General features: G+C 37.2%; 22 protein-coding genes. 9 read left to right on the top strand and 13 right to left on the bottom strand.

The window, feature by feature from the left end:
* Window positions 1-4 precede the first annotated feature (4 nt).
* The 8 genes from ACGH6P_RS03365 to ACGH6P_RS03330 all read right to left on the bottom strand — a co-directional run bounded on the left by ACGH6P_RS03365 (window position 5) and on the right by ACGH6P_RS03330 (window position 7,497).
* Window positions 5-901 (bottom strand): PTS system mannose/fructose/sorbose family transporter subunit IID, encoded by an 897-nt coding sequence (locus tag ACGH6P_RS03365; RefSeq protein ID WP_411596735.1) that lies wholly within the window; start codon window positions 899-901, stop codon window positions 5-7.
* Entirely contained in the window at window positions 891-1,679 is a 789-nt protein-coding gene (agaW, locus tag ACGH6P_RS03360) for a PTS N-acetylgalactosamine transporter subunit IIC (RefSeq protein WP_411596734.1), read from the bottom strand. Before agaW ends, ACGH6P_RS03365 begins: the two co-directional genes overlap by 11 nt.
* A 15-nt stretch (window positions 1,680-1,694) precedes the next feature.
* Window positions 1,695-2,186: a PTS N-acetylgalactosamine transporter subunit IIB gene (gene agaV / locus ACGH6P_RS03355; RefSeq protein WP_220216365.1), complete on the bottom strand. Its 492-nt coding sequence runs from the start codon at window positions 2,184-2,186 to the stop codon at window positions 1,695-1,697.
* A gap of 44 nt (window positions 2,187-2,230) precedes the next feature.
* Window positions 2,231-3,397 (bottom strand): SIS domain-containing protein, encoded by a 1,167-nt coding sequence (locus tag ACGH6P_RS03350; protein WP_411596733.1) that lies wholly within the window; start codon window positions 3,395-3,397, stop codon window positions 2,231-2,233.
* Window positions 3,398-3,445: 48 nt separating this feature from the next.
* The gene (agaR, locus tag ACGH6P_RS03345) at window positions 3,446-4,216 is read right to left on the bottom strand and encodes a transcriptional repressor AgaR (protein ID WP_363317347.1); all 771 of its coding nucleotides are present in this window, start codon (window positions 4,214-4,216) and stop codon (window positions 3,446-3,448) included.
* A gap of 420 nt (window positions 4,217-4,636) precedes the next feature.
* Window positions 4,637-5,809 (bottom strand): ABC transporter permease, encoded by a 1,173-nt coding sequence (locus ACGH6P_RS03340; RefSeq protein WP_267350350.1) that lies wholly within the window; start codon window positions 5,807-5,809, stop codon window positions 4,637-4,639.
* Window positions 5,809-6,921, bottom strand: coding sequence for an HlyD family secretion protein (locus ACGH6P_RS03335; RefSeq protein WP_267379721.1), 1,113 nt, complete (start codon window positions 6,919-6,921; stop codon window positions 5,809-5,811). Before ACGH6P_RS03335 ends, ACGH6P_RS03340 begins: the two co-directional genes overlap by 1 nt.
* Window positions 6,922-6,999: 78 nt before the next feature.
* A complete protein-coding gene (locus ACGH6P_RS03330) occupies window positions 7,000-7,497 on the bottom strand; it encodes a MarR family winged helix-turn-helix transcriptional regulator (protein ID WP_220216370.1) in 498 nt (165 codons plus the stop codon).
* A 287-nt stretch (window positions 7,498-7,784) separates the two neighbouring features.
* Here ACGH6P_RS03330 and nirB point away from each other — a divergent pair, with 287 nt between their 5' ends.
* Genes nirB through cysG form a run of 4 tightly spaced genes read left to right on the top strand, consistent with a single transcriptional unit; the run spans window position 7,785 to window position 12,851 of the window.
* Window positions 7,785-10,310 (top strand): nitrite reductase large subunit NirB, encoded by a 2,526-nt coding sequence (nirB, locus tag ACGH6P_RS03325; protein ID WP_294826149.1) that lies wholly within the window; start codon window positions 7,785-7,787, stop codon window positions 10,308-10,310.
* A 1-nt stretch (window position 10,311) separates the two neighbouring features.
* Window positions 10,312-10,647 carry a nitrite reductase small subunit NirD gene (gene nirD, locus ACGH6P_RS03320; RefSeq protein WP_267350354.1) on the top strand — a complete coding sequence of 112 codons (336 nt, stop codon included), beginning with the start codon at window positions 10,312-10,314 and terminating at the stop codon, window positions 10,645-10,647.
* 25 nt (window positions 10,648-10,672) lie between these two features.
* Entirely contained in the window at window positions 10,673-11,440 is a 768-nt protein-coding gene (gene nirC, locus ACGH6P_RS03315; RefSeq protein WP_411589640.1) for a nitrite transporter NirC, read from the top strand.
* Between the two features lie 37 nt (window positions 11,441-11,477).
* Window positions 11,478-12,851 (top strand): siroheme synthase CysG, encoded by a 1,374-nt coding sequence (gene cysG, locus ACGH6P_RS03310; protein ID WP_411589641.1) that lies wholly within the window; start codon window positions 11,478-11,480, stop codon window positions 12,849-12,851.
* A gap of 149 nt (window positions 12,852-13,000) precedes the next feature.
* Here the strand turns inward: cysG and narL are convergent, their stop codons facing one another.
* Window positions 13,001-13,654: a two-component system response regulator NarL gene (narL, locus tag ACGH6P_RS03305; RefSeq protein ID WP_411589642.1), complete on the bottom strand. Its 654-nt coding sequence runs from the start codon at window positions 13,652-13,654 to the stop codon at window positions 13,001-13,003.
* A gap of 3 nt (window positions 13,655-13,657) precedes the next feature.
* Entirely contained in the window at window positions 13,658-15,481 is a 1,824-nt protein-coding gene (gene narX, locus ACGH6P_RS03300) for a nitrate/nitrite two-component system sensor histidine kinase NarX (RefSeq protein ID WP_411596732.1), read from the bottom strand.
* 216 nt (window positions 15,482-15,697) lie between these two features.
* Between narX and rplU the strand changes: the two genes are divergently transcribed.
* From rplU to cgtA, 4 genes are all read left to right on the top strand, one after another.
* The gene (rplU, locus tag ACGH6P_RS03295; protein WP_025314436.1) at window positions 15,698-16,006 is read left to right on the top strand and encodes a 50S ribosomal protein L21; all 309 of its coding nucleotides are present in this window, start codon (window positions 15,698-15,700) and stop codon (window positions 16,004-16,006) included.
* A gap of 15 nt (window positions 16,007-16,021) precedes the next feature.
* A complete protein-coding gene (gene rpmA, locus ACGH6P_RS03290) occupies window positions 16,022-16,282 on the top strand; it encodes a 50S ribosomal protein L27 (protein WP_025314437.1) in 261 nt (86 codons plus the stop codon).
* Between the two features lie 84 nt (window positions 16,283-16,366).
* Window positions 16,367-17,332: a DMT family transporter gene (locus tag ACGH6P_RS03285; protein WP_220216377.1), complete on the top strand. Its 966-nt coding sequence runs from the start codon at window positions 16,367-16,369 to the stop codon at window positions 17,330-17,332.
* On the top strand, window positions 17,332-18,501 hold the full coding sequence (gene cgtA, locus ACGH6P_RS03280) for an Obg family GTPase CgtA (RefSeq protein WP_220216378.1): 1,170 nt from the start codon (window positions 17,332-17,334) through the stop codon (window positions 18,499-18,501). The genes ACGH6P_RS03285 and cgtA overlap by 1 nt, the downstream gene beginning before the upstream one ends.
* A gap of 322 nt (window positions 18,502-18,823) precedes the next feature.
* Here cgtA and ACGH6P_RS03275 read toward each other — a convergent pair whose 3' ends face one another.
* Genes ACGH6P_RS03275 through nth form a run of 3 tightly spaced genes read right to left on the bottom strand, consistent with a single transcriptional unit; the run spans window position 18,824 to window position 20,400 of the window.
* A complete protein-coding gene (locus ACGH6P_RS03275; protein WP_411596731.1) occupies window positions 18,824-19,192 on the bottom strand; it encodes a hypothetical protein in 369 nt (122 codons plus the stop codon).
* A gap of 32 nt (window positions 19,193-19,224) precedes the next feature.
* Entirely contained in the window at window positions 19,225-19,755 is a 531-nt protein-coding gene (smrB, locus tag ACGH6P_RS03270) for an endonuclease SmrB (protein WP_220216380.1), read from the bottom strand.
* A gap of 6 nt (window positions 19,756-19,761) precedes the next feature.
* Window positions 19,762-20,400: an endonuclease III gene (gene nth, locus ACGH6P_RS03265; protein ID WP_220216381.1), complete on the bottom strand. Its 639-nt coding sequence runs from the start codon at window positions 20,398-20,400 to the stop codon at window positions 19,762-19,764.
* A gap of 272 nt (window positions 20,401-20,672) precedes the next feature.
* On the opposite strand from nth, the gene putP reads away from it, so the two are divergent.
* Window positions 20,673-22,160: a sodium/proline symporter PutP gene (putP, locus tag ACGH6P_RS03260; protein ID WP_411596730.1), complete on the top strand. Its 1,488-nt coding sequence runs from the start codon at window positions 20,673-20,675 to the stop codon at window positions 22,158-22,160.
* Window positions 22,161-22,180: the final 20 nt, after the last annotated feature.

The raw sequence follows: 22,180 nt of genomic DNA, 5'->3' as shown, positions 1-22,180 counted from the left end.
TCCTCTATAAAATTCCCACTAATTTGCCGACCACACCAATAATCACCGTTAACCCAATTAATTTAACGGGTGAAAAGTTACGTTTCATCAAGTGATAAATAGTTAATGTAAATCCAAGTGGTAACAAATTCGGCATAAGTTTATCGAGCACATCCGCTTGTAACGCAATATGCGCTTGACCCGCATTAATTTCTAACGGCGTTGAAAAATGCACGTAAGAGGCAACCAGTGCACCAATGACGGTCATACCGACAATGGAGGCTGCGTGTGAAATACGCTTAGTATGGGATTTTAATAAAGGTAACGCACTGGTTCCTGCATGATAACCGTAATGAGCAAGTCCAAAACGTAGACCGAAATGGACTAAATTGAACATTAACAAGAAAATGATCGGACCAAACAGACTTCCTTCTAAAGCTAATGAGGCGCCAATCCCTGCGCAGATTGGTAATAAGGTGAGCCAAAATAGCGCATCACCGATTCCGCCTAATGGCCCCATTAAGGCAACTTTTACCGCCCGAATAGTCGATATGTTTTCTTTTCCTTTTTCCATGGCTAAGACTAATCCAGATAAAAAGGTCGCATCGAAAGGATGAACATTGATAAATTCCATATGCATGTGCATAGAATTTTTTAGATCATCCTTATTTTTATGAATTTTACGCAATGCAGGTAATACGGTAAAAAGCCAACCGCCAGCTTGCATCCGTTCGTAATTAAATGATGCTTGCAACGCCAATGAGCGAAACGCCATTCGGTTTATATCACCTTTAGTTAGTGTGACATCTTGGCTTTGGTCGGTAAACGTATCTGCCGAAACTTTACTTGTGGCGAGTGCTTGTGCCATACGTTTTTCTTCTTTATCTGCCATTTTTTGGTCATGATCATCATTAAATTCCATCTTCTACCTCCACTGAAGTTGCGCTTATAGACTTGTTACTGTCATTATTATTGTTATCACGGCTATAATTACAGAAATCAATCATTGCAATGGCTAAAGCACCTAATGCAATGGCTAAAATAGGTAAATTAAGATAGGTCACCCCCAGAAAACCTAAGATAAAGTAAGCAACATACGTTTTCTTCATCATAATCTTCATTAGCATTGCAAAACCAATTGCTGGCATCATTCCGCCCGCGACACTAAGCCCATCTAATAACCATTTAGGTGATTTTTCAACTAACGCGGTTGCTGCATCAGCACCAAAATAGATAGGTAAAAATGCGACAATGAAATAGAAACAAAATAGAATTATCATCCCCAGATAGTTCACCCACTCAATACCTTTAAAATTGAGCTGATCAACATAGCGATCACATTTGTGCATCATTGGCGAATAGAATGTAAATAAAAGGGTAATACAACCTTGTACCGCTATGGCAAAGGGAACCGCTATCCCAATGGCAACTTTAGGCTCGGTGTGCGTTAAAATTGCAAAACTGGTACCAATCACGCCGCCTATAACAACATTTGGAGGTTGAGCGCCGGCGAGTGGAACCATGCCCATCCAGACCAGTTCTAATGAACCACCCACATATAAACCTGTTTTTACATCACCCAAAATCAACCCAACTAACGGTCCAATTACGATTGGTCTGTGTAAATGCGTAAGTCCGTCAAATAAGTCTACGCCAGCAATACCGGCTAGTAGTCCTATCAATAAAGCATCCATTAACATAATTTGCCCCTCTTGCTATGATGATAGATTGAGTAAATCTGCTATTTTTTCGCCAGATTCGTCCGGTACACGGCGAACTTCGCAAGTGACGCCTAACTTTTCCAGCTCTTTAAAAGCAGCGATATCATTGTCATCAACGGATACCGTTTTATGGATCTGTTTTTTCCCTTCAGAAAAGTGCATATTACCAACATTGACAAATTTAATGGGTACGCCACCCTTAACTAGAGTTAGAACATCTTGTGGTGTTTTACAAACAATAAAGATTTTTTGACGTTCAGCGGCTTTGCCAATAATATCGATAGTTTTTTGCAAGGTGAAATAACGCGTTTGAATTCCTTCTGCAATAACCATATCCATCAGATTTTGTTGTACCGGATCTTGCGCAGCGCTGTCATTGGCAACTAATAAAAGATTAGCGCCAAGCGCATTCACCCAAGTCACACCGACTTGACCATGAACTAAGCGGTTATCAATACGTGTCATAAGAATATTGGGAGTACTCATATTTTTTATATCCTTTTATTTAAAGGTTTAATCGGATTGATGACTTAAATTTGATGAAATGGATAAATGGTCACACCTTTTACAACTCGATTCACTTCACCGGTAGGACAAGGATTGTCAGGGGTTAATCCAACACTCAGTGATTTTTCAAACGCTAACATTTGAGCAAAAACTAAGTAAGGAAAAATCAACCAACAATCGGAAAGATGACAATCAACCGACAATATTTGTTTATGCGTGCTCTGCTGACCGCTCAAAGCAAGTACATCTGTTGCGATACGATCGTGTTCTAACTCATTAAATAAATCGATATCGTATTGGTAGATATAAGCATCGTTAGAAAAGAAACATACCACTAAACTTTTTTCATTAATCATAAATTTAGGGCCATGGCGTAAACCTAATATTGAATCAAATCGGGTTGCAATTTTACCGGCAGTGAGTTCTAAAATTTTTAATGCGGCTTCTTGAGCGGTGCCAGTGAAACAACTACTACCAACATAAATTACTCGTTCATGATTTTTTTGGGCTAATTGTTTTGTGATGGTTTGCCAATTTAAAAGTTGTTGCTCACAAATAGTGGCAATTTTCATGACTGCATCATTTGCATCATGAGTATCGATACCGCCTAAAAGCAGCAGTGTGGCTAATATCATGCTACTAATACTCGATGTCATCGCAAACCCAAGATCATGCGTTCCTTCTGGCAGGACTAATTGAAATATACGCTGAGCATTATTTTTTTGGTTAGCATAATCGGTTAATGCACAATTGGGATTACAGGTTAAAAATAGGTGATAGCAATCTGAAACGATTTGATCGGCTAATTTTACGGTTGCAACGCTTTCAGGGCTGTTGCCAGAACGAGCAAACGAGACAATTAATGTTTTTTTATGGGCAGATAGATATTGTAATGGATCAGCAACAATTTCAGTAGTGCCATAAGCAAAAACATTGCGTTTAGTCTGTTCTCTTAGCCATGGTGCAAGGGCGACACCGCCAAAAGCGGAAGATCCCGCACCGGTAAGGATAATAACTAAATTCGGATCAGCCAGTAAGGGGGTTAGAAAGGTTTCTATTTGAGGTTGTCTTTGGGAAAGTAATTGAAGCAAATCACGCCAAATTTTAGGTTGTTGACAAATTTCTTTAGCTGTATGAATTGCGCCGTGTTGTTCTAACCACTCTTTCGAATAATTTAAGTATTGTTGCATAATTGTGATCCTGTTTGTTAAGTCATAAAAATAAAAAAAGAGAAAAGTTTATAGATTGGCAATAACCACATTAATGCCTAATGTGTGTAATTGCGTTAAATATTCTTTTGGAATGTTTGAATCTGTAATCAGCGTTTCAATAGGATTGATTTTTTCAATCATACAAAAGCTTTTACGTCCAAATTTACTTGAATCCGTTATCGCAATGATTTGACCTGAAACTTGACACATGACTCGATTAACCGATGCTTCGCCAAAATTGGGTGTTGTGATACCTGCGCTAAGGTCAAAGCCATCAACACCTAAAAAAAGTTTATTAAAATGATACATTTTAAGTTGTTGTTCTACGGTTGGTCCCGAAATAGAAAAGGCTTTTTTTCGAATATTACCGCCAGCAATGATGACTTCAATGTCAGTATTGATTGATAAATCATAGGCAATATTAATTGCATTGGTAAAAACAATGAGATTTTGTTTTTCACGCAGGTAAGGCACCATGGCTGCAGTTGTTGACCCTGAATCGAGAATAATGCGATCACCATCTTTAACCATTTCTGCCGCTTTTTGGGCAATCTTATTTTTAATGGTAGAGTTAATACGACTTTTATCTTGTAAAGGTCTATCAAAAGCGAAAGCTTTATTTAGCATAGCACCGCCATAGGAACGCAATACACAACCTTTTTGTTCTAAATGGCGAAGATCATTACGAATGGTGACAGTTGAAACTTTAAAAAGCTTACTTAATTTATTGACTGAAACGGTATTTTCTTTACCAAGTAAATAAATAATTTTTTCTCGACGTTGCAATGTATTCATTATTAAATCATTCATAACATAATTACTTGTTTTGCTTTCATTCTGTTATTCAATTTAAACATATGCAAAGGATCGAAAAATGATAGGTGAGTCACAAAACCGATTTTGGTTGTAAAAACGTGAAAACCTTTTCATTTGAAAGGAAGTGAAAGAAAGGGTAAGGGGAGTAATAATAACTTGAAAATAATATTGTATTGTTATTCAGTTAATTAGCAAACTTGAATGGATAATGAAAAATACTTAAATCATCAAAAAAATAACGTGTATTTCGTTTAATGAAGTGATGAAGATCACAAATTGGATAATTTTACCAAGATATTTAGAAATTTTATCAATAAAAAGAAATGACGTTGAGTCCAAAGTTTAATACAGTGAAAGTCGTTATTGAAACCCAATGAGAGTTTCAATAACTTTATTAACGATTTAGCTTACGTCGGTTTTGGGTTGTGCAATGGATTTTTGCGTTCGTTCAAAAACGATCATCACCACAAACGCAATGACAGTTAAATAAATAATGAAAATGCCATAGGTAGATAGCATATCAATCAGTGAACGTCCTCGCATGGCGATATCTCGGAAGAATCGAAATAGCCAGACTAAAGGAAATGCATGACTAACATAGTAAGTCCAAAGTGGCATAATCCCGACCGCCATGGTTGATCCACCCATAATAAATCCTGGTGGCACTAAGAAAATCATTTTGCTTGCACCTTCACCTGGATTATTGGTTTTCCAGGAAAGTAAAAAACCTAACCAACCAAATGCAAGTCCGGTCATGAAAATGCTTGGTATAAAAATAAAATAGTTACCATCAAAACGTAATTGTCCAAAGATCACTAATACGGCGGTTATTAATGTTAATCCGGTCGTATAAAATAATGCATAAGGGACTGTTCTTGCTAATAGTGCAACAAAGCCTCTTTCTAAAACTGTATTCCACATGCCCGTGACTTTTAAACGACCGACAATCATTAAAGAAGTTAATCCATACGTCAGTGACGAAAAGAAGTAAACAAAATAGATAATTGTCGATATAGTGGAAGAGCTAGCTGGATTGAACATATATCGCGTTTTAAGTTGCATTGGCGATAAGGTGGCTTCAGTCCCTTCATGTCCTAAACCTAATGCAGACACTTTACCAACGCTAAGTTCAGCACCTAACTCAGGAATATATTCATTTAAGCTTTGTAACACTTTGGCATTTTGTGCATCATTGGTATCATCGGCAAAATACCCTAAACGAACAGTTTGGTCACCTTTTTTAAGACTTTTCTCTAATCCTTTAGGAATATAAAGTACCCCTAAATTGCGATCGTGCGAAACTAAAGTAATAGGATTGACTGGTGATCGGATGACTTCGGATACTTCGATATAAGGCGAAGTATTGACTTTACTGATTAATTCCGTTGAATAATGTGAACCATCAAGATCAATAACTGCAATCTTACCTTCAAAAACGGCACCATGACTTAACACAATGGAAAAGATTAGCGCAACAATGGCTGCTAATCCTATTGCAACTTTATAATATGGAATGAAGTGACCTGACAACATTGCGTCAAGTTCTTCAAGCATAGATTTAATGATGTTTTGCATCATTGATCAACCTCGATTGTCATACCGGTTAAAAGTTTTGGAATAGATTCCATATATATTCTGACTTGATAAGAGGTTAAATCAGCTTGACCACGTTCACGTGTCATACGTAAATCGGCAAAAGAAGGTGCTGCGGTTGCAAAACGAACTTTACCTTTTATCTCTTTATCAAGGGCGATAACATTGGCTTTAACCGTTGTGCCCGGTTGGTAGTCATTTACCATTTTTTCGTTTACATAAATATCAATGTATTTACGATCGGTCTCTAATAACACTGCTGGTGCGCCTGTCGGAGCTAATTCACCATCTTCAAACATGATTTTTAATACTTTGCCATCTTCAGGTGCTGTTAATGTTAATCGTTGATAATTGATATGTAGCTGTTTTAAGTCAGCTTCACCTTGTGCAAGTTGTGCTTGGAGCTGAGCTAACTGATTTTGTCGATTTTGAAGTTTTTGTCGGGCAATAGTAACAGATTGTATTGTCATACCTGTTGCATTTCGAGTTTGCTCAAATTGATTAATTTGTTCAGGTGTTGCACCAATCATTAAGGTGGATAATTGGCTTTGAATCTGAACAACTTGCATTTTCGCAACCGTAAAGGCATTACGGGCGGTATCAAGTTGCGATTGCGAGTTTCCCCCTGTTTTACGTAATTGGGTTTGACGATCAAACTCCATTTGAGCTAAATTTTGAGCTGATTTAGCGGCTTCTAAATTTGCTTTCACTTCTTCAATTTTACGCCAAGTGGATAATTCGGATAAATTTGTTTCGTTTTCGGTGATCGCAATGGCAGCTTGTTCTTGAGCAACTGCCGCTTTTTGGCTGTCAACCTGCGCTTGTAGACGATCGATAGCTAATTTAGTATCGACATCTTCTAATTGCATTAACGGATCCCCTTTTTTTACAAATTGTGATTCTTCGACAAATCGTTTGATGACTTTTCCACTCACATTTTGAAAGGCAATATTAATCTCATCTGCGGTTAATACGCCAGATTTAATGCTTTTAGCCACGGTGACGGCATCATTTCGAGAACCTAAAAAGATTAAAAAAGAGGCAACTGTTAGGATAACCAAAAATATAACAGGGATTTTGATATTTTTTTTCATATATAGCTTATTTTCCATTTAATTAGTCAGCTAAGTATTTAGATAAATAAAATAGACTTTAAGTAAGCTTAAAGTCAGTTATTTTCGTAAAAGTTTACGTAACATCAATATTAAAGACTCTTGTTCTTGCGAGTTTAAAACTTCGGCAAAAGCACGAATCGATTTTAGGTGATTGGGTAATGCTTCTTGAATTAATTTTTCGCCAACTTCAGTCAATGAGATAAGTCGAGAGCGACCATCTTCACCACTTTTAGACATGGTGATTAATGGTGGAGTTGCAGCTAGCATTCGCTTAACCATAACTGACACGGTAGCAGGGGTAACACCAATGCGTAATGCTAAATCACTGGCACAGGTTTCACCTTCCGAAAAGAGTGACATTAATAATGCAAACTTACCTTCCGAAACATCATAATCTTTAGTCAGTTGTGCGTAAATGTTTGAACGGATTAAGTCAGCCGTAGTGATCAAGCTTAAGACCAGATCAACGCCTGAAACATCAACAATATCATCATTAAATCTTTGTGCTCGTGCTAACGTTTCACGAGACGGAAGCTTTCTTGACTTGTAATTCAATTATCATTACTCAATTTATTTAGTCGGCTAATTATACTATTTAAATTTTGATTAGCAACATTATTTAACCAAGGGTGATTGGATATTAAAGGTTAAAGCCTATCAGAGTAGGGATCCTAAATTTAATTGACGTTAAATATTTTATAATGCTTTGTTTTAAAAATAGTTATCCTTATTACTACTAAAGTGGTAATCCTTGAGGATAATTATAATCTGAGCAAAGTAACATAAAATGGAGCACAGCTATAAATTAAATAATTGAATTAAAATAAAATTGGAGCTTTATTATGAGTAAAACCAATCTCGTTATCATCGGTAATGGGATGGTTGGACATCGTTTTATTGAAGAAGTTATCGATAAAATGCAGTCTGATCTGTTCAATATTACCATCTTTTGTGAAGAACCTCGCCTTGCATATGACCGTGTTCACCTTTCTTCCTATTTTTCTGACCACACTGCTGAAGCGCTTTCTTTAGTTCGTGAAGGGCTATATGAAGAAAATAACATTCAAGTATTACTGAATGAGCGAGCAATATTGATTAATCGTCAACGTAAAGAAGTTCACTCACACACAGGGCGAATTGTTCACTATGATAAATTGATTATTGCTACCGGATCTTATGCGTGGGTACCACCTATTAAAGGTTCAGATGGTGCAGACTGTTTTGTTTACCGAACCATTGAAGATCTTGATGCCATTCGTGAATGCGCAAAACAGTGTAAATCAGGTGCTGTTGTCGGTGGGGGGTTGTTAGGGCTTGAAGCTGCTGGTGCGCTGAAAAACTTAGGAATACAAACGCATGTCGTCGAATTTGCGCCAGTATTGATGGCTGAACAACTTGATGCCATGGGGGGTGATCAGTTACGCCGAAAAATTGAAGAGATGGGCGTTGGTGTTCATACCAGTAAAAATACCCAAGAAATTATTCATACGCCGTTAGGTAAGAAGATGCAATTTGCTGATGGTTCGTCGCTGGAAGTTGATTTTATCGTATTTTCAACAGGTATTCGCCCGAATGATCAACTTGCTAAAGCATGTCAACTTGAGATTGGTCAACGTGGTGGCATTGTGGTGAATAACCATTGTCAGACATCTGATCCTGATATTTACGCTATTGGTGAGTGTGCTTGTTGGCAAGGTAAAGTATTTGGTTTGGTTGCTCCGGGCTATAAGATGGCACAAGTTGCCTTAGCGCACTTAATGGGTGAGCCAATGCAATTTGAAGGCGCTGATATGAGCGCTAAATTAAAGTTAATGGGCGTTGATGTCGGTAGTATAGGGGATGCCAAAGGAAAAACACCCGCTAGCCGTAGCTATGTCTATTTAGATGAAAATGTACCGGTTTATAAAAAATTGGTCGTTTCGTCAGATAATAAAAAATTATTAGGCGCTGTATTGGTGGGTGATACGGCTGATTACAGTAATTTATTACAATTGATGTTAAATGAGATGGATCTTCCTGAGCATCCGGACACCTTAATTTTACCAGCTCATGCTGGGGCTAAACCCACAATGGGCGTCGAAGCTTTACCTGATACTGCACAAATTTGCTCATGTTTCGATGTGACAAAAGCAAAAATCATTAATGCGATTCACGCAGGTTGTCATACTGTAGCGGCAATTAAGGCAGAAACCAAAGCCGGTACAGGTTGTGGTGGTTGTATTCCATTGGTGACTCAGCTCTTAAACTCAGAATTAGCTAAACAAGGTATCGAAGTCAGCCATGCTTTATGTGAACATTTTAAATATTCACGCCAAGAATTATATCATTTAATTCGTGTTGAAGGATTAACTTCATTTAATGAAGTGATCAAAAAACATGGTACGGGTTATGGATGTGAGGTGTGTAAACCGACGATCGCCTCTTTATTGGCTTCATGTTGGAACGATTATATTCTCAAACAAGATTTAGTTCCGTTGCAAGATAGTAACGATATCTTTCTTGGTAATATCCAAAAAAATGGAACATATTCGGTTATTCCGCGTAGTGCCGGAGGTGAAATTACGCCAGAAGGCTTGATTGCGGTGGGGCAAATTGCCAAAAAATATCAACTTTATTCAAAAATTACCGGCTCACAACGTATCGGTCTTTTCGGTGCGCAAAAAGATGATCTACCCGCTATTTGGAAAGAGTTAATTGATGCTGGCTTTGAGAGTGGCTATGCGTATGCAAAAGCCTTACGAATGGCTAAAACCTGTGTGGGGAGTACGTGGTGTCGTTTTGGTGTTGGGGATAGTGTTGGTCTGGGTGTTGAACTGGAAAATCGTTATAAAGGGATTCGGGCTCCACATAAATTCAAATTAGGTGTATCGGGTTGTACACGTGAATGTGCGGAAGCACAAGGTAAAGATATTGGCGTTATTGCAACTGAAAAAGGTTGGAATCTTTACGTATGTGGTAATGGCGGGATGAAACCTCGTCATGCTGATTTGCTTGCTGCTGATCTCGATAGACAGACATTAATTCAATATCTTGATCGCTTTATTATGTTTTATATCCGTACCGCTGATAAATTACAACGCACTTCGGTATGGCTTGAAAATCTGGAAGGCGGGATTGACTATTTGCGTAGTGTAATTATCGACAATAAGTTAGGTATTAATGATGAGTTGGAAAGTGAAATGACTCGTCTGCGTAAATTGGTGGTGTGTGAGTGGAAAGAAACGGTTGAACATCCTGAAAACCAACAACGATTTACTCACTTTATTAACAGTAATTTGCGTGATGAAAATGTCAAATTTATTCCTGAACGTGATCAGCATCGACCTGCGACAGCCGAAGAACGTCAAGCAATGTTAGGAGAGCAATAATATGAGTCAATGGATAACAGTTTGTCAACTCGATGACATTTTACCGGAAACAGGCGTGTGTGCACTTGTCGGTCATGAACATGTTGCAGTATTTCGTCCTTATGATTCCGATGAAATTTATGCAATCAGTAATATCGATCCTTTTGCACAAGCCAGTGTCTTATCTCGAGGTATTATTGGACAGCATGAAAATGACTTGTATGTTGCAAGCCCATTAAAAAAACAGCGTTTTCGTTTAAAAGATGGTTATTGCATTGATGATGCCGACTATTCAATTGCGCATTATGAAGTAAGAGTCAATACAGATGGTTTTGTTGAAGTTAAATCATCGAGTTAAAACAATTTTAAAGGTTTAGATAGTTATGTATACCGATACAATTAATAAATGTGCTGCCAATGCAGCACGTATTGTACGTTTAGCCAAAACTAACCCGATAGGGTTTTGGTTAAGTTCTGCTATGGCCGGCGCTTATGTTGGTCTTGGTATTATTTTGATCTTCACTTTAGGTAATTTACTTGATCCATCGTTAAGACCTTTAGTCATGGGGGCGACATTTGGTATTGCCTTAACGTTAGTTGTGATTGCAGGATCTGAGCTTTTTACTGGTCACACAATGTTTTTAACGTTTGGCGTAAAATGTAAGAAAATTACGCATACACAGATGTGGCTAGCATTACCTCAAACGTGGTTAGCCAATTTATTGGGGTCTATTTTTGTCGCTGCTTTATATTTTTATGCTGCTACCCCATTATTATCAACCGATACCAGTTTAGTGCATAGTGCAGCATTAGCCAAAACGACCGCATCGGCTAGTGCGCTGTTTTTTCGTGGTATTTTATGTAACTGGCTAGTTTGTTTAGCTATTTGGATGGCAAATCGTGTTGAAGGTTCAGCTAAATTTATTGCGATTTGGTGGTGTTTGCTAGCATTTATTGCCTGTGGTTATGAGCATTCGGTGGCGAATATGACGTTATTTTCACTTTCATGGTTTGGTCATCATAGTGATGCTTATACCCTATGTGGAATTGGTCATAATTTACTTTGGGTATCGTTAGGTAACCTTGTTTCTGGCGTTGTTTTTATGGGCTTGGGATACTGGTATTCGACACCAAAAACTGAACGACCATAATCTTGGCTGAATTAAAAAGGATATATATTGAGGTTTTATGGATTATTTTCCACTATTTTGTAAGTTAGAAAATCGGGATTGTCTGTTAGTCGGGGGTGGTGAAATCGCTGAACGAAAAGCTCGGCTATTACTCGAAGCAGGTGCAAAGTTAACGGTTAACGCACTTGAATTTAATGAGCAATTTTTATGTTGGCAAGCGCAAAACCAGTTGATATTACAGCAAGGGGAATTTAATGAACAACTGCTTGATAATAAATGGTTAGTCATTGCAGCGACCGATTGTCCTAAAACCAATCAAACCGTCAGTATCGAGGCTGAAAATCGCCGTATCTTTTGCAATGTTGTCGATTCGCCGAAAGATGCTAGTTTTATTATGCCTTCGATTATTGATCGTTCACCAATTATGGTTGCTGTGTCATCAGCAGGGCATGCGCCGGTTTTAGCTCGTCTATTACGAGAAAAACTAGAATCAATATTGCCTCAGCACTTAGGTAAATTAGCGCAATATGCGGGTTATTTACGAAATAAAGCTAAGCAAACCTATAAAACGCTCACAGAACGCCGTCGATTTTGGGAAAAGCTGTTTACTCATGATAGATTGGCACAAGCCATTGCCAATAATGATTCTGAACAAGTTGAAACACTAACCAACGAGTTATTTAATTTATCACTGGATCATCGTGGTGAAGTGGTTTTAGTGGGCGCAGGTCCCGGTGATGCAGGCTTACTGACTTTGAAAGGATTACAGCAAATCCAACAAGCCGATATTATTGTGTATGATCGATTGGTTTCGGATGAAATTATGAATCTTGTCAGGCGGGATGCTCAGCGTATATTTGTTGGCAAACGGGCAGGGTATCACTGCGTGCCACAGGAACAGATTAATCAAATTTTGTTAGAACAAGCGCAAAAAGGGTTACGAGTTGTCCGTCTAAAAGGGGGCGATCCGTTTATTTTTGGGCGAGGGGGCGAAGAGCTGGAAACGTTGTATAATGCTGATATTCCATTTTCAGTTGTACCGGGAATCACTGCTGCATCGGGGTGTTCTGCATACAGTGGTATCCCTTTAACACATCGAGATTATGCGCATAGTATTCGTTTAATTACCGGGCATTTAAAAGATGGTAGTCATCTTGATTGGCAAAGTTTAGCGGCTGAAAAGCAGACCTTAGTGTTCTATATGGGGCTGTCTCAAGCTGAAAATATTAGTCAACAATTAATCAAACACGGTATGGATGCTAATACGCCCGTCGCCATTGTTGAGGAAGGTACCAGTACCAAACAAAAAGTGGTAACAGGTTTGCTTGGTGAGTTAGCTAAAATCGCTTTGCAAGCATGTAGTCCAAGTTTGATTATCATCGGACCTGTTGTTGCATTACGAGAAAAACTTAATTGGTTTTCAAATCATTAATTTTAAACAGGCAAGTCTATTACTTTACAGCATAATGGTCTTGCCTGTTATCTAAACGTATACTGCCTTATATCATCATAATTTAAGGGATGACAGCTTTTAAACTTTTCGATCGAGTTAAGTATAATCAATTATCTTTAATTGATGCATTACTCTTTGCTCTGTAAATACCATACGGTCATTTCCATGCGTGATTTAAAATTTAATTTTTTAAAGATACTTTTTACATGCACTTTTACGGTACTTTCAACAATATCCAGATCTTTGGCAATACGTTTATTCGAAAGTCCTTGCACTAGCAGATTAAATATTTCATGTTCTCGAGGTGTTAATAAGTTTATATCGTGAATTTGTTTGGTTGTTGGTTCGCCGCTGTGTCGCATATAGTGAAGAATAATATGCGAAATTGCTTCATCCATAATGATTTTACCTTCCGCAATATCTTTTAGCGCTTTAATAAAATCTTCTGGCTCCATATCCTTTAACAGGTAACCATCCGCTCCACTTTTGAGTGCGGTAATAATATCTTCTTTGGCATCCGATACCGTGAACATAATGATGCGACTTGAGATATTTTTTTCCCGTAAATAACGTAGTATTTCTAACCCACTAACATTTTGAATATTGATATCCAGTAAGATCATATCGGGATCGAGCTTTTCAGCGAGTTTTATCCCTTCCGTTCCAGACCCCGTTTCACCAATTACTTCAAAATGGCTAACGGTATTGATTAATTGTTTTACACCATTTCTAAGCATAGGGTGATCGTCAATAATTAGTATCGAACTTTTTATCTGTTCCATGGGTTACTCTTCTATTATCGTAAATGGAATGGTCTTATTGGCTTTAAATATTACCATAACTTGCGTGCCTTTTTGTGGCTCAGTATTAATTGTTAGATTACCATTTAGGATTTCTGCTCTGTCTCGCATAATCACCATACCATAATGATTATCCTGCTTAACATCAGTTTGAAAACCAATACCATTATCGCTAACACTGACCGTGATAATCTGATTATCATCAATGGTTAACGCAATGATAACGTGTGATGCTTGTGCGTGTTTGTACACATTGTTTAGCGCTTCTCGAATAAATTGTAGTAAATGAAAAGCATGTTTGCTTTTAATGATATTGAGCGGTAATTGATATTCAAGTTGGATGTTAAATTTTAGTTTTTGATTAAACTCTTCAATCATCTCCATTAAGCTAGCATAAAAACCTGTTTGATTGAGCCGCAAACGAAAAGAGGTAATTAATTCACGTAACTGAGAATAGGTGATATTGACCTCTTTTCGCATTGTTGCTAATAATTCAATACTACTTTGTGATGTCAAATCAGATTGCATTTGTAGACAGCTAAGATGTATTTTTAAACAGGATAATGATTGCGCAATTGAATCATGCAACTCTCTTGCCATTGCTGATCGCTCTTTCATTAATAAATACTGCTTTTGTTGCTCTATTTGTCGATCGAGCATCATCGCCGTGGACATCTGCTCGATAAGTCCTGTTATTAAGTTTTCCTGCTCGTCGCTAAGGGTAACATCTGTCGGTTGAATGGCAAATAAAATGCCATATTTTTCGCCATTGTCTTGAAGATACCAATAACGTTGAAATCCATGTTGTTGAGAATGTTTTGATTCGGTTAAACAAGCACAGCAATGCGGATTTTGGCAGAAAGGTAATTTCTGCTCATTGTCATAACTAATTTGTTGGTAATGTTCAGGGTTTTCCGATTCATAAAATCGGATTTGAAATTGAGTGAGTGGTACAAGTTCTTCTAATTGACGTAAAATCATTAAAAAACGTTCACATAATGGCTTTGATGTATGGAGCTGTTTGGTGGCGTGATATTGAAATGAGATGATGTTATTGGTTTGTTGCAATTCAGCCGTTTTTTCAGCCACCCGTTCTTCAAGGATTAAATATTGAGATTCGATTTGATCAGACATGTTATTTAACGCTAACCCTAACAAATCGAATTCATTTTTTCTGGAACGTAGCGGAAAACGTTCACTAAAATTGTGTTTTGAAATAGCATGAGCCATATTAATCAGTTTGCGCCAAGGGGCGAGAAGATAACGACGCAAATAGTAAATCTGAGCAATAAGAAAGACCACAATAATGATAATAAATAATTGTTGCAAGCGAGATATATAATGAATCTGGTTTTCGGTCTTCTGATCGATCTTATGTACTAAATAATTGGTTTTGATAACAAATTGATCGATATCCGTTTTTATCTCATCGATGTTTTTGGCTTGTGCAATTTTTATTGCAATTTCAGTACGCCATTTATTATGTAACTCATTGAATTCATCTATTAAATCATAACGTTCAAAAAGAGCTAATTGTTGCTTTGACGACGTTATTTCACTAAAAATATTTAAACGGTCATTATCGTGTTTATTAAGGGGAACCATTGATAAAAGTTGATAACTTTTCATACGAATTAGCCCTAATTGATTAATCATATAAGCGCTACCTTTGGTATCATTAGCGACTTGAATAGATAGCGATAACGCAATTAACGCAATGGTGCCTAAAAAACACATTAATAGCGACAAACGATTAATAATTGAAGCATGATAGCGAGTTTTATTATTGGTTGTTTTAGTACTCAGCATAGAATTACAATAAATTAACTAAGAAATAATGATTTATCCGTATTGTAACGCTAAAACGATATCTTGCTGATCTTTTTTGTAACTTTTTGCGATCTTTTAGTAAAGACTGCTTGCAACAAGGATAAATTTTGCGTAAAATTCACGCCCTATAAGATTAATCAATGCAGACATATATGCTAAATCAGGAATAGTCTGCTTTTTATTGCGGAGTTAAGTATGTACGCAGTTTTCCAAAGTGGTGGTAAACAACACCGAGTCAGCGAAGGACAAGTCGTTCGCTTGGAAAAAATTGAAGTCGAAACAGGTGCAGAAGTTGTTTTCGATAAAGTTTTAATGGTAGCAAATGGTGAAGACATCAAAGTTGGTGCTCCGTTTGTTGAAGGTGCAACAATTAAAGCAGAAATTGTTGAGCACGGTCGTGGCGATAAAGTGAAAATTGTTAAATTCCGTCGTCGTAAACACTATCGTAAACAACAAGGTCACCGTCAGTGGTTCACTGATGTGAAGATCACTGCAATCGCTTAATAGGAGTATCGAACAATGGCACATAAGAAGGCTGGTGGTTCATCACGTAATGGTCGTGATTCCCAGAGTAAACGTTTAGGTGTTAAACGTTATGGTTCTCAAGAAGTTCTTGCTGGTAATATTTTAGTACGTCAACGTGGAACTCAATTCCACCCAGGCACTAATGTAGGTTGTGGTCGTGACCATACCTTATTTGCTTTAATTGACGGACAAGTAAAATTTGAAGTTAAAGGACCTAAAAACCGTCGTTATGTTAGTGTAATTGCTAACAGCTAATAAAAAGCGGTTTAACGTTTATGGAAGCCTCACAGCTATTGTGGGGCTTTTTTCATTTCTTGAATTCATATAATATTAGTTAATATGATAAAACAGCAAAATGTTAAATTAGGTTTTGCCTTAGCCATGTTAACAGCGGTTATGTGGGGGCTAGTGCCGATTGCAATGAAATATGCATTGGTGGTTATTGACCCATTAACGTTAGCGTGGTCTCGATTGGCAATTTCTGCCGTCGGTATTACGATATGGTTAGCTTATAAAAAACAATTTCCTAATTTAGCGATGTTTAAAAAACGTCGACGTTTTATCTTATTAATGATTGCCGGATTTGGATTACTTGGTAATTTTGCGTTATTTGCAAGTTCTGTTCAGTATCTTTCTGCGACAACGGCTCAAGTTGTAGGTCAAATGGGTATTGTAATTTTTATGATTTCAAGTGCGTTTGTTTTTAAAGAGCGATTAAGACCAACGCAAATAATGGGTATTTCGGTATTGCTAATTGGATTAGGACTATTTTTTAATAAAAATATTACCGTTCTATTTGCTAATATATCGACTTATGGCATTGGTGTTTGGCTTGCTTTACTTGCTTCAATTTCATGGGCAGCTTATGCATTGGCACAAAAAGTGTTATTACGTAAATTACGTGCAGAACAGTTACTTTGGCTAATTTATCTTATTTGTACGGTATTTTTATGGCCATTGGCATCGCCAACAAAAATCGCTCATGCCGATGCAACGCAGTTATTTGCCATTATCTTTTGTGGTTTAAATACCATTATTGCTTATGGCGCATTAGTTATGGCAATGGAACGTTGGCAAGCTGCACAAGTTAGTGCAATTACCACATTATCACCGTTGTTTGCATTAATTTTTTCAGATTTATTTGCCGTAATTTGGCCAGAAAAATTTGCTATGCAGTATTTAAATATTTTAGGTTATATTGGCGCAGTATCAGTCGTTGCTGGTGCGATGTTTGCCACAATTGGGCACTATTTATGGCATCCAAGAAAAGGCTGGCTAATTAACCAGAAGAAAGAGGAAGAATAATGAAATTTGTAGATGAAGCTTCAATCCGAGTCGAAGCCGGTGATGGTGGCAATGGTTGCGTAGGTTTTCGTCGAGAAAAATACATTCCCAAAGGTGGCCCTGACGGTGGTGACGGTGGTGACGGTGGTGATGTCTATTTTATTGCGGATGAAAATCTCAATACTTTGGTTGATTTCCAATTTGAAAAAAATTATCGGGCAGAGCGTGGGCAAAATGGACAAGGTTCAGATTGTACCGGTAAAAGAGGCAAAGATATTACCGTAAAAGTGCCCGTTGGAACTCGAATCACAGACAAATATACGGGTGAAATTATCGGCGATTTAACGCATCATCAACAAAAAGTGTTAGTCGCAAAAGGTGGGTTTCATGGCTTGGGTAATGCACGATTTAAATCTTCAGTGAATCGGGCTCCAAGGCAAAAAACCGATGGTACGCCCGGTGAAAAACGTGATGTACTGTTAGAATTATTGCTACTTGCTGACGTTGGTATGCTTGGTTTACCTAATGCCGGTAAATCCACATTTATTCGATCAGTTTCAGCAGCTAAACCGAAAGTCGCTGATTATCCGTTTACGACTTTAGTGCCAAGTTTAGGCGTGGTAAGAATGGATAATGAGCAAAGTTTTGTTGTTGCGGATATTCCGGGATTAATTGAAGGTGCTGCGGACGGTGCTGGTCTGGGGATTCGTTTTTTAAAACATCTTGAACGTTGTCGAGTTTTAGTGCATTTAATTGATATTGCACCAATTGATGAATCTGATCCTATTGAAAATGCGAAAGTCATTATTCAAGAACTTCATCAATATAGTGAAAAACTTGCCAATAAACCTCGTTGGTTGGTATTCAACAAAATGGATGTTTTAGGTGAAGAAGAAAGTGCTAAACGTGCTGCCGAAATCGCTAAAGCATTGGATTGGGATGACAAATATTATGTTATTTCAGCGGTCAATCATGAAGGGGTAAAAGCTTTATGTTGGGATCTGATGGATTATATGAATGCTCATCCACGTGAAGAAGAGCAAGAAGAAACATCACCAGAAAAAGTTGAATTTATGTGGGATGATTATCACCAACAAGCTATGGATGAGGCTTTTGATGACGACGACGATGATTTTGATGATTGGGATGAGAGTGACGAAGAAGGGGTTGAATTTATCTATCAAAAATAGTAATAACCTAAAATAAGTTAAACTTATCACTTCAAATTATCAACTAAAAAATCAGCATTGCGAAAATACAGGGTGACATAGCCCTGTATTCCTCTTTATTATTTTCACACTAACTCAATGATTTCATATTAAAAAACTTTTATTTTAAATTTTTTCTGTTTTTTTGAAAAAAGTCAAAAAAAACGCTTGCTTTTAATAATGAGAATTATTATCATTAAGATGTACTTGATTAGAGCGTCGCAAGACTTCTGAAAAAGTATGACATTGCTCACATTGCTTCCAATGTTTGCCAGCCTAGCGCAACTATGCTGGCTTTTTTATTTTAAAGTGATTTTAAATCCGATGTTTTGATAACTAATTGATCGTCAATAACCATTTTCCATTGACCGTCCTCAAAATAAGGAGGCGTACTTACTTTGAATAAAGAATTTAAACCTAAAACCCCTACTTTAAAATCATCACCCATAAATTCTTGTATCGGTCCTTTAATGGTTGTAGTCACCCCATCTTTTTTATAATTGTAAGTAACTCTGGCGTCTTTAGCTATACTTATCACCATATATTCACCTTGCCATGTGCCAATATAGTTACTTTTTTCGGGTGGAATTGTATCAAGTTCGTTACATGCAGTAATAAAGATGGCAAGTATTAGAAATAGATAAACATGTTTTATTTTCTTTAATAATTTCAAGTTGTTATTCCTTATGTGTTTAACATTTATTTTTAGTTATTAATTGTATCAAATAAAATAAGTAATGCTGCACTGCCGCCAAATTCTTTCGGTGCTTGATGAAAACAAATGATATTAGGATGCTGGGCTAACCACATTGGTGTCTGTTTTTTTAAGATGTTTTTACCATGTCCATACATGATACAAGCACAATGTGCGTTTTCGCTTAAGCAAGCAGTAATAAGCGATGCTATTTCTTTTTTCGCTTCTTGCTGTGTTAATCCATGTAGATCTAAAAAAAATTCAGGTTCATAAAATCCACGACGTAATTTTTTAATCTCATAAGGATCGGCGTTGTCACGACTATAACGAATGGGATCGTCTTGTAAGAGCGGTTGATAATCATCCGAAAAATAAAACTCAGCATGATTTTTTTCATGTTGTCGTTTTTCAATTGCAATGGCTTTTTGAGACCGTTTTAAGGGTTTATGAACAACAGTATCTTGTGCAAGTTTTTGGGTATTGCCTATGCTACTTTTGAATAAGTTTATCTCTTCTTGAGTTAATTTGAATTTTTCAGTCATTGATAATTACTCTGGGTAAACTTTTTGTTTGAATTCACATAAATCTTCAATCACACAAGCCCCGCATCGAGGTTTTCTGGCGATACAAGTATAACGTCCATGCAAAATTAACCAGTGGTGACAATTTATTTTGTACTCTTTGGGTACCACTTTCAATAATTTTTCTTCCACTGCCTCAACGGTTTTTCCGGGTGCAAAGCCTGTGCGATTGCTGACACGAAAAATATGAGTATCAACCGCAATCGTTGGCCAACCAAAAGCTGTATTTAGCACTACATTCGCTGTTTTTCTGCCTACACCGGGTAATGCGATTAATGCATCAAAATTTTCTGGCACTTGACCTTGATATTTCTCAACTAAAATCTGACAGGTTTTGATAATATTATCTGCTTTACTATTGTATAAGCCAATGGTACGGATATAACTTTTGAGCTTATCAACCCCAAGCGCTAAGATTTGTTCCGCTGTATTGGCAATTGCAAATAAAGGTTTGGTCGCTTTGTTTACACTTACATCGGTTGCTTGTGCAGAAAGAACAACAGCAATGAGCAATTCGAAAGGGGTTTGATAAACAAGTTCAGTTGTTGGATCTTTAATGTGATCTTTTAATCTTTCTAAAATTTGAATACGAGTTGATTGTTTCACAGAGTATGATAAATATAAATAACATGCCTGATATTATATACTTTATTTGTATAAATATTGTAGGTTAAATTTAATTTTTAGCTAAAAGTCACTTTATGCGACAATAATTAAAATTACGGCAAAATAACAATCTCAATGACCTATCTGAAAAATTTTAGCGTGACGGATTGTCAGCTTAGTTATATTCATTCATCGCCTGCTTTTTAGCATGTGGTTTTTATGATAAGCTACTCCACTATTTTTTAATTTCATCAACAAGGTTTTTTAGAAATATGTCCTTACCAATGATTGTCACCTTTGCTATATACATTTTAGGAATGATTGCGATCGGTTTTTTTGCCTTTCGATCAACGCAAAACTTTGGTGATTATATTTTGGGGGGGCGCCGTATTGGTAGTGTTGTCACTGCGCTTTCGGCTGGCGCTTCGGACATGAGTGGTTGGCTATTAATGGGGCTGCCAGGGGCTGTTTTTTTATTCGGTATTTCGCAAAGTTGGATTGCAATTGGTTTGATAATTGGGGCTTACTTAAACTGGTTACTGATTGCCGGTCGGTTACGTGTTTTTACTGAAATTAATCATAATTCCTTGACCTTACCCGACTATTTTGCTCGCCGATTTGATGATAAAAGCGCTTTGCTGCGTATTATTTCAGCGGTAATCATTCTTATCTTTTTTACGATTTATTGTGCATCAGGCGTTGTTGCGGGTGCAAAACTTTTTGAAAGTACCTTTGGAATGAGTTATGGTTGGGCAATGTTAGCTGGTGCTGGCGCAACAATCGCTTATACTTTTATAGGTGGTTTTTTAGCGGTCAGTTGGACGGATACTATTCAAGCGAGTTTGATGATGTTTGCACTTATCTTAACTCCCGTTATGGTTATGGTGAACGCAGGTGGTTTTACCGATGCCTTAGCAAATATTGAATCGCTCAATCCTGATTATACCAACATCTTTGCTCACATGGATTTTATCGCTATTATTTCATTGCTTGGCTGGGGGCTTGGCTATTTTGGGCAACCGCATATTTTAGCTCGCTTTATGGCGGCTGACTCACATGATGTGATGAAAAATGCCCGTCGAATTAGTATGACTTGGATGATTTTATGTTTAGGTGGTGCAATAACGGTAGGATTTTTTGGTATTGCTTTCTTTGCTAATCATCCAGAGTTTTCAGATCTCATTAATAACGGTAAACATGAACGTATTTTTATCGAGTTATCCAAATTACTGTTTAATCCATGGGTTGCTGGTGTTTTATTAGCGGCGATTTTGGCTGCGGTGATGAGCACGTTAAGTTGTCAGTTACTCGTCTGTTCAAGCGCATTAACGGAAGATTTTTATCGAGCCTTTTTTAGACCGAAAGCAAAACAACGTGAACTTGTTTGGGTTGGACGAATTATGGTTTTAATGGTATCGGTCATTGCCATTTTGTTAGCAATTAACCCTAATAATAGTGTCTTAGATTTAGTTAGTCATGCATGGGCAGGATTTGGTGCTGCCTTTGGCCCCATTATTGTGTTTTCAGTATTTTGGTCACGCATGACACGCAATGGCGCTCTAGCAGGTATGATTACAGGAGCGGCAACAGTATTGCTTTGGATTAATTTTAATTGGTTTAATCTTTATTCACTTATTCCGGGTTTCTTATTTGCGTCTTTAGCGATAGTAATCTTTAGTTTATGTGATAAAAAACCGAATGAAATTGTGGAAGATCATTTTAAACAAGCGTATAAACGTTATCATAATAAAGTAGAATAGATTTCAATAAAAATAGAGTT

The sequence above is a fragment of the Gilliamella sp. CG25 genome (assembly GCF_046635705.1).
In the GTDB taxonomy this organism is placed as follows: Bacteria; Pseudomonadota; Gammaproteobacteria; order Enterobacterales; family Orbaceae; genus Gilliamella; species Gilliamella apicola_I.
The sequence above is the reverse complement of the archived record's forward strand: the minus strand, read 5'-3'. Positions and strand labels throughout refer to the sequence as shown.

Bases quoted from the DNA above. Each gene is read 5' to 3' on its own strand.
- ACGH6P_RS03365 (WP_411596735.1), bottom strand. From the start codon at position 901: ATGGAATTTAATGATGATCATGACCAAAAAATGGCAGATAAAGAAGAA.
- agaW (WP_411596734.1), bottom strand. From the start codon at position 1,679: ATGTTAATGGATGCTTTATTGATAGGACTACTAGCCGGTATTGCTGGC.
- agaV (WP_220216365.1), bottom strand. From the start codon at position 2,186: ATGAGTACTCCCAATATTCTTATGACACGTATTGATAACCGCTTAGTT.
- ACGH6P_RS03350 (WP_411596733.1), bottom strand. From the start codon at position 3,397: ATGCAACAATACTTAAATTATTCGAAAGAGTGGTTAGAACAACACGGC.
- ACGH6P_RS03340 (WP_267350350.1), bottom strand. From the start codon at position 5,809: ATGCAAAACATCATTAAATCTATGCTTGAAGAACTTGACGCAATGTTG.
- ACGH6P_RS03335 (WP_267379721.1), bottom strand. From the start codon at position 6,921: ATGAAAAAAAATATCAAAATCCCTGTTATATTTTTGGTTATCCTAACA.
- nirB (WP_294826149.1), top strand. From the start codon at position 7,785: ATGAGTAAAACCAATCTCGTTATCATCGGTAATGGGATGGTTGGACAT.
- nirD (WP_267350354.1), top strand. From the start codon at position 10,312: ATGAGTCAATGGATAACAGTTTGTCAACTCGATGACATTTTACCGGAA.
- nirC (WP_411589640.1), top strand. From the start codon at position 10,673: ATGTATACCGATACAATTAATAAATGTGCTGCCAATGCAGCACGTATT.
- cysG (WP_411589641.1), top strand. From the start codon at position 11,478: ATGGATTATTTTCCACTATTTTGTAAGTTAGAAAATCGGGATTGTCTG.
- narL (WP_411589642.1), bottom strand. From the start codon at position 13,654: ATGGAACAGATAAAAAGTTCGATACTAATTATTGACGATCACCCTATG.
- narX (WP_411596732.1), bottom strand. From the start codon at position 15,481: ATGCTGAGTACTAAAACAACCAATAATAAAACTCGCTATCATGCTTCA.
- rplU (WP_025314436.1), top strand. From the start codon at position 15,698: ATGTACGCAGTTTTCCAAAGTGGTGGTAAACAACACCGAGTCAGCGAA.
- rpmA (WP_025314437.1), top strand. From the start codon at position 16,022: ATGGCACATAAGAAGGCTGGTGGTTCATCACGTAATGGTCGTGATTCC.
- ACGH6P_RS03285 (WP_220216377.1), top strand. From the start codon at position 16,367: ATGATAAAACAGCAAAATGTTAAATTAGGTTTTGCCTTAGCCATGTTA.
- cgtA (WP_220216378.1), top strand. From the start codon at position 17,332: ATGAAATTTGTAGATGAAGCTTCAATCCGAGTCGAAGCCGGTGATGGT.
- smrB (WP_220216380.1), bottom strand. From the start codon at position 19,755: ATGACTGAAAAATTCAAATTAACTCAAGAAGAGATAAACTTATTCAAA.
- putP (WP_411596730.1), top strand. From the start codon at position 20,673: ATGTCCTTACCAATGATTGTCACCTTTGCTATATACATTTTAGGAATG.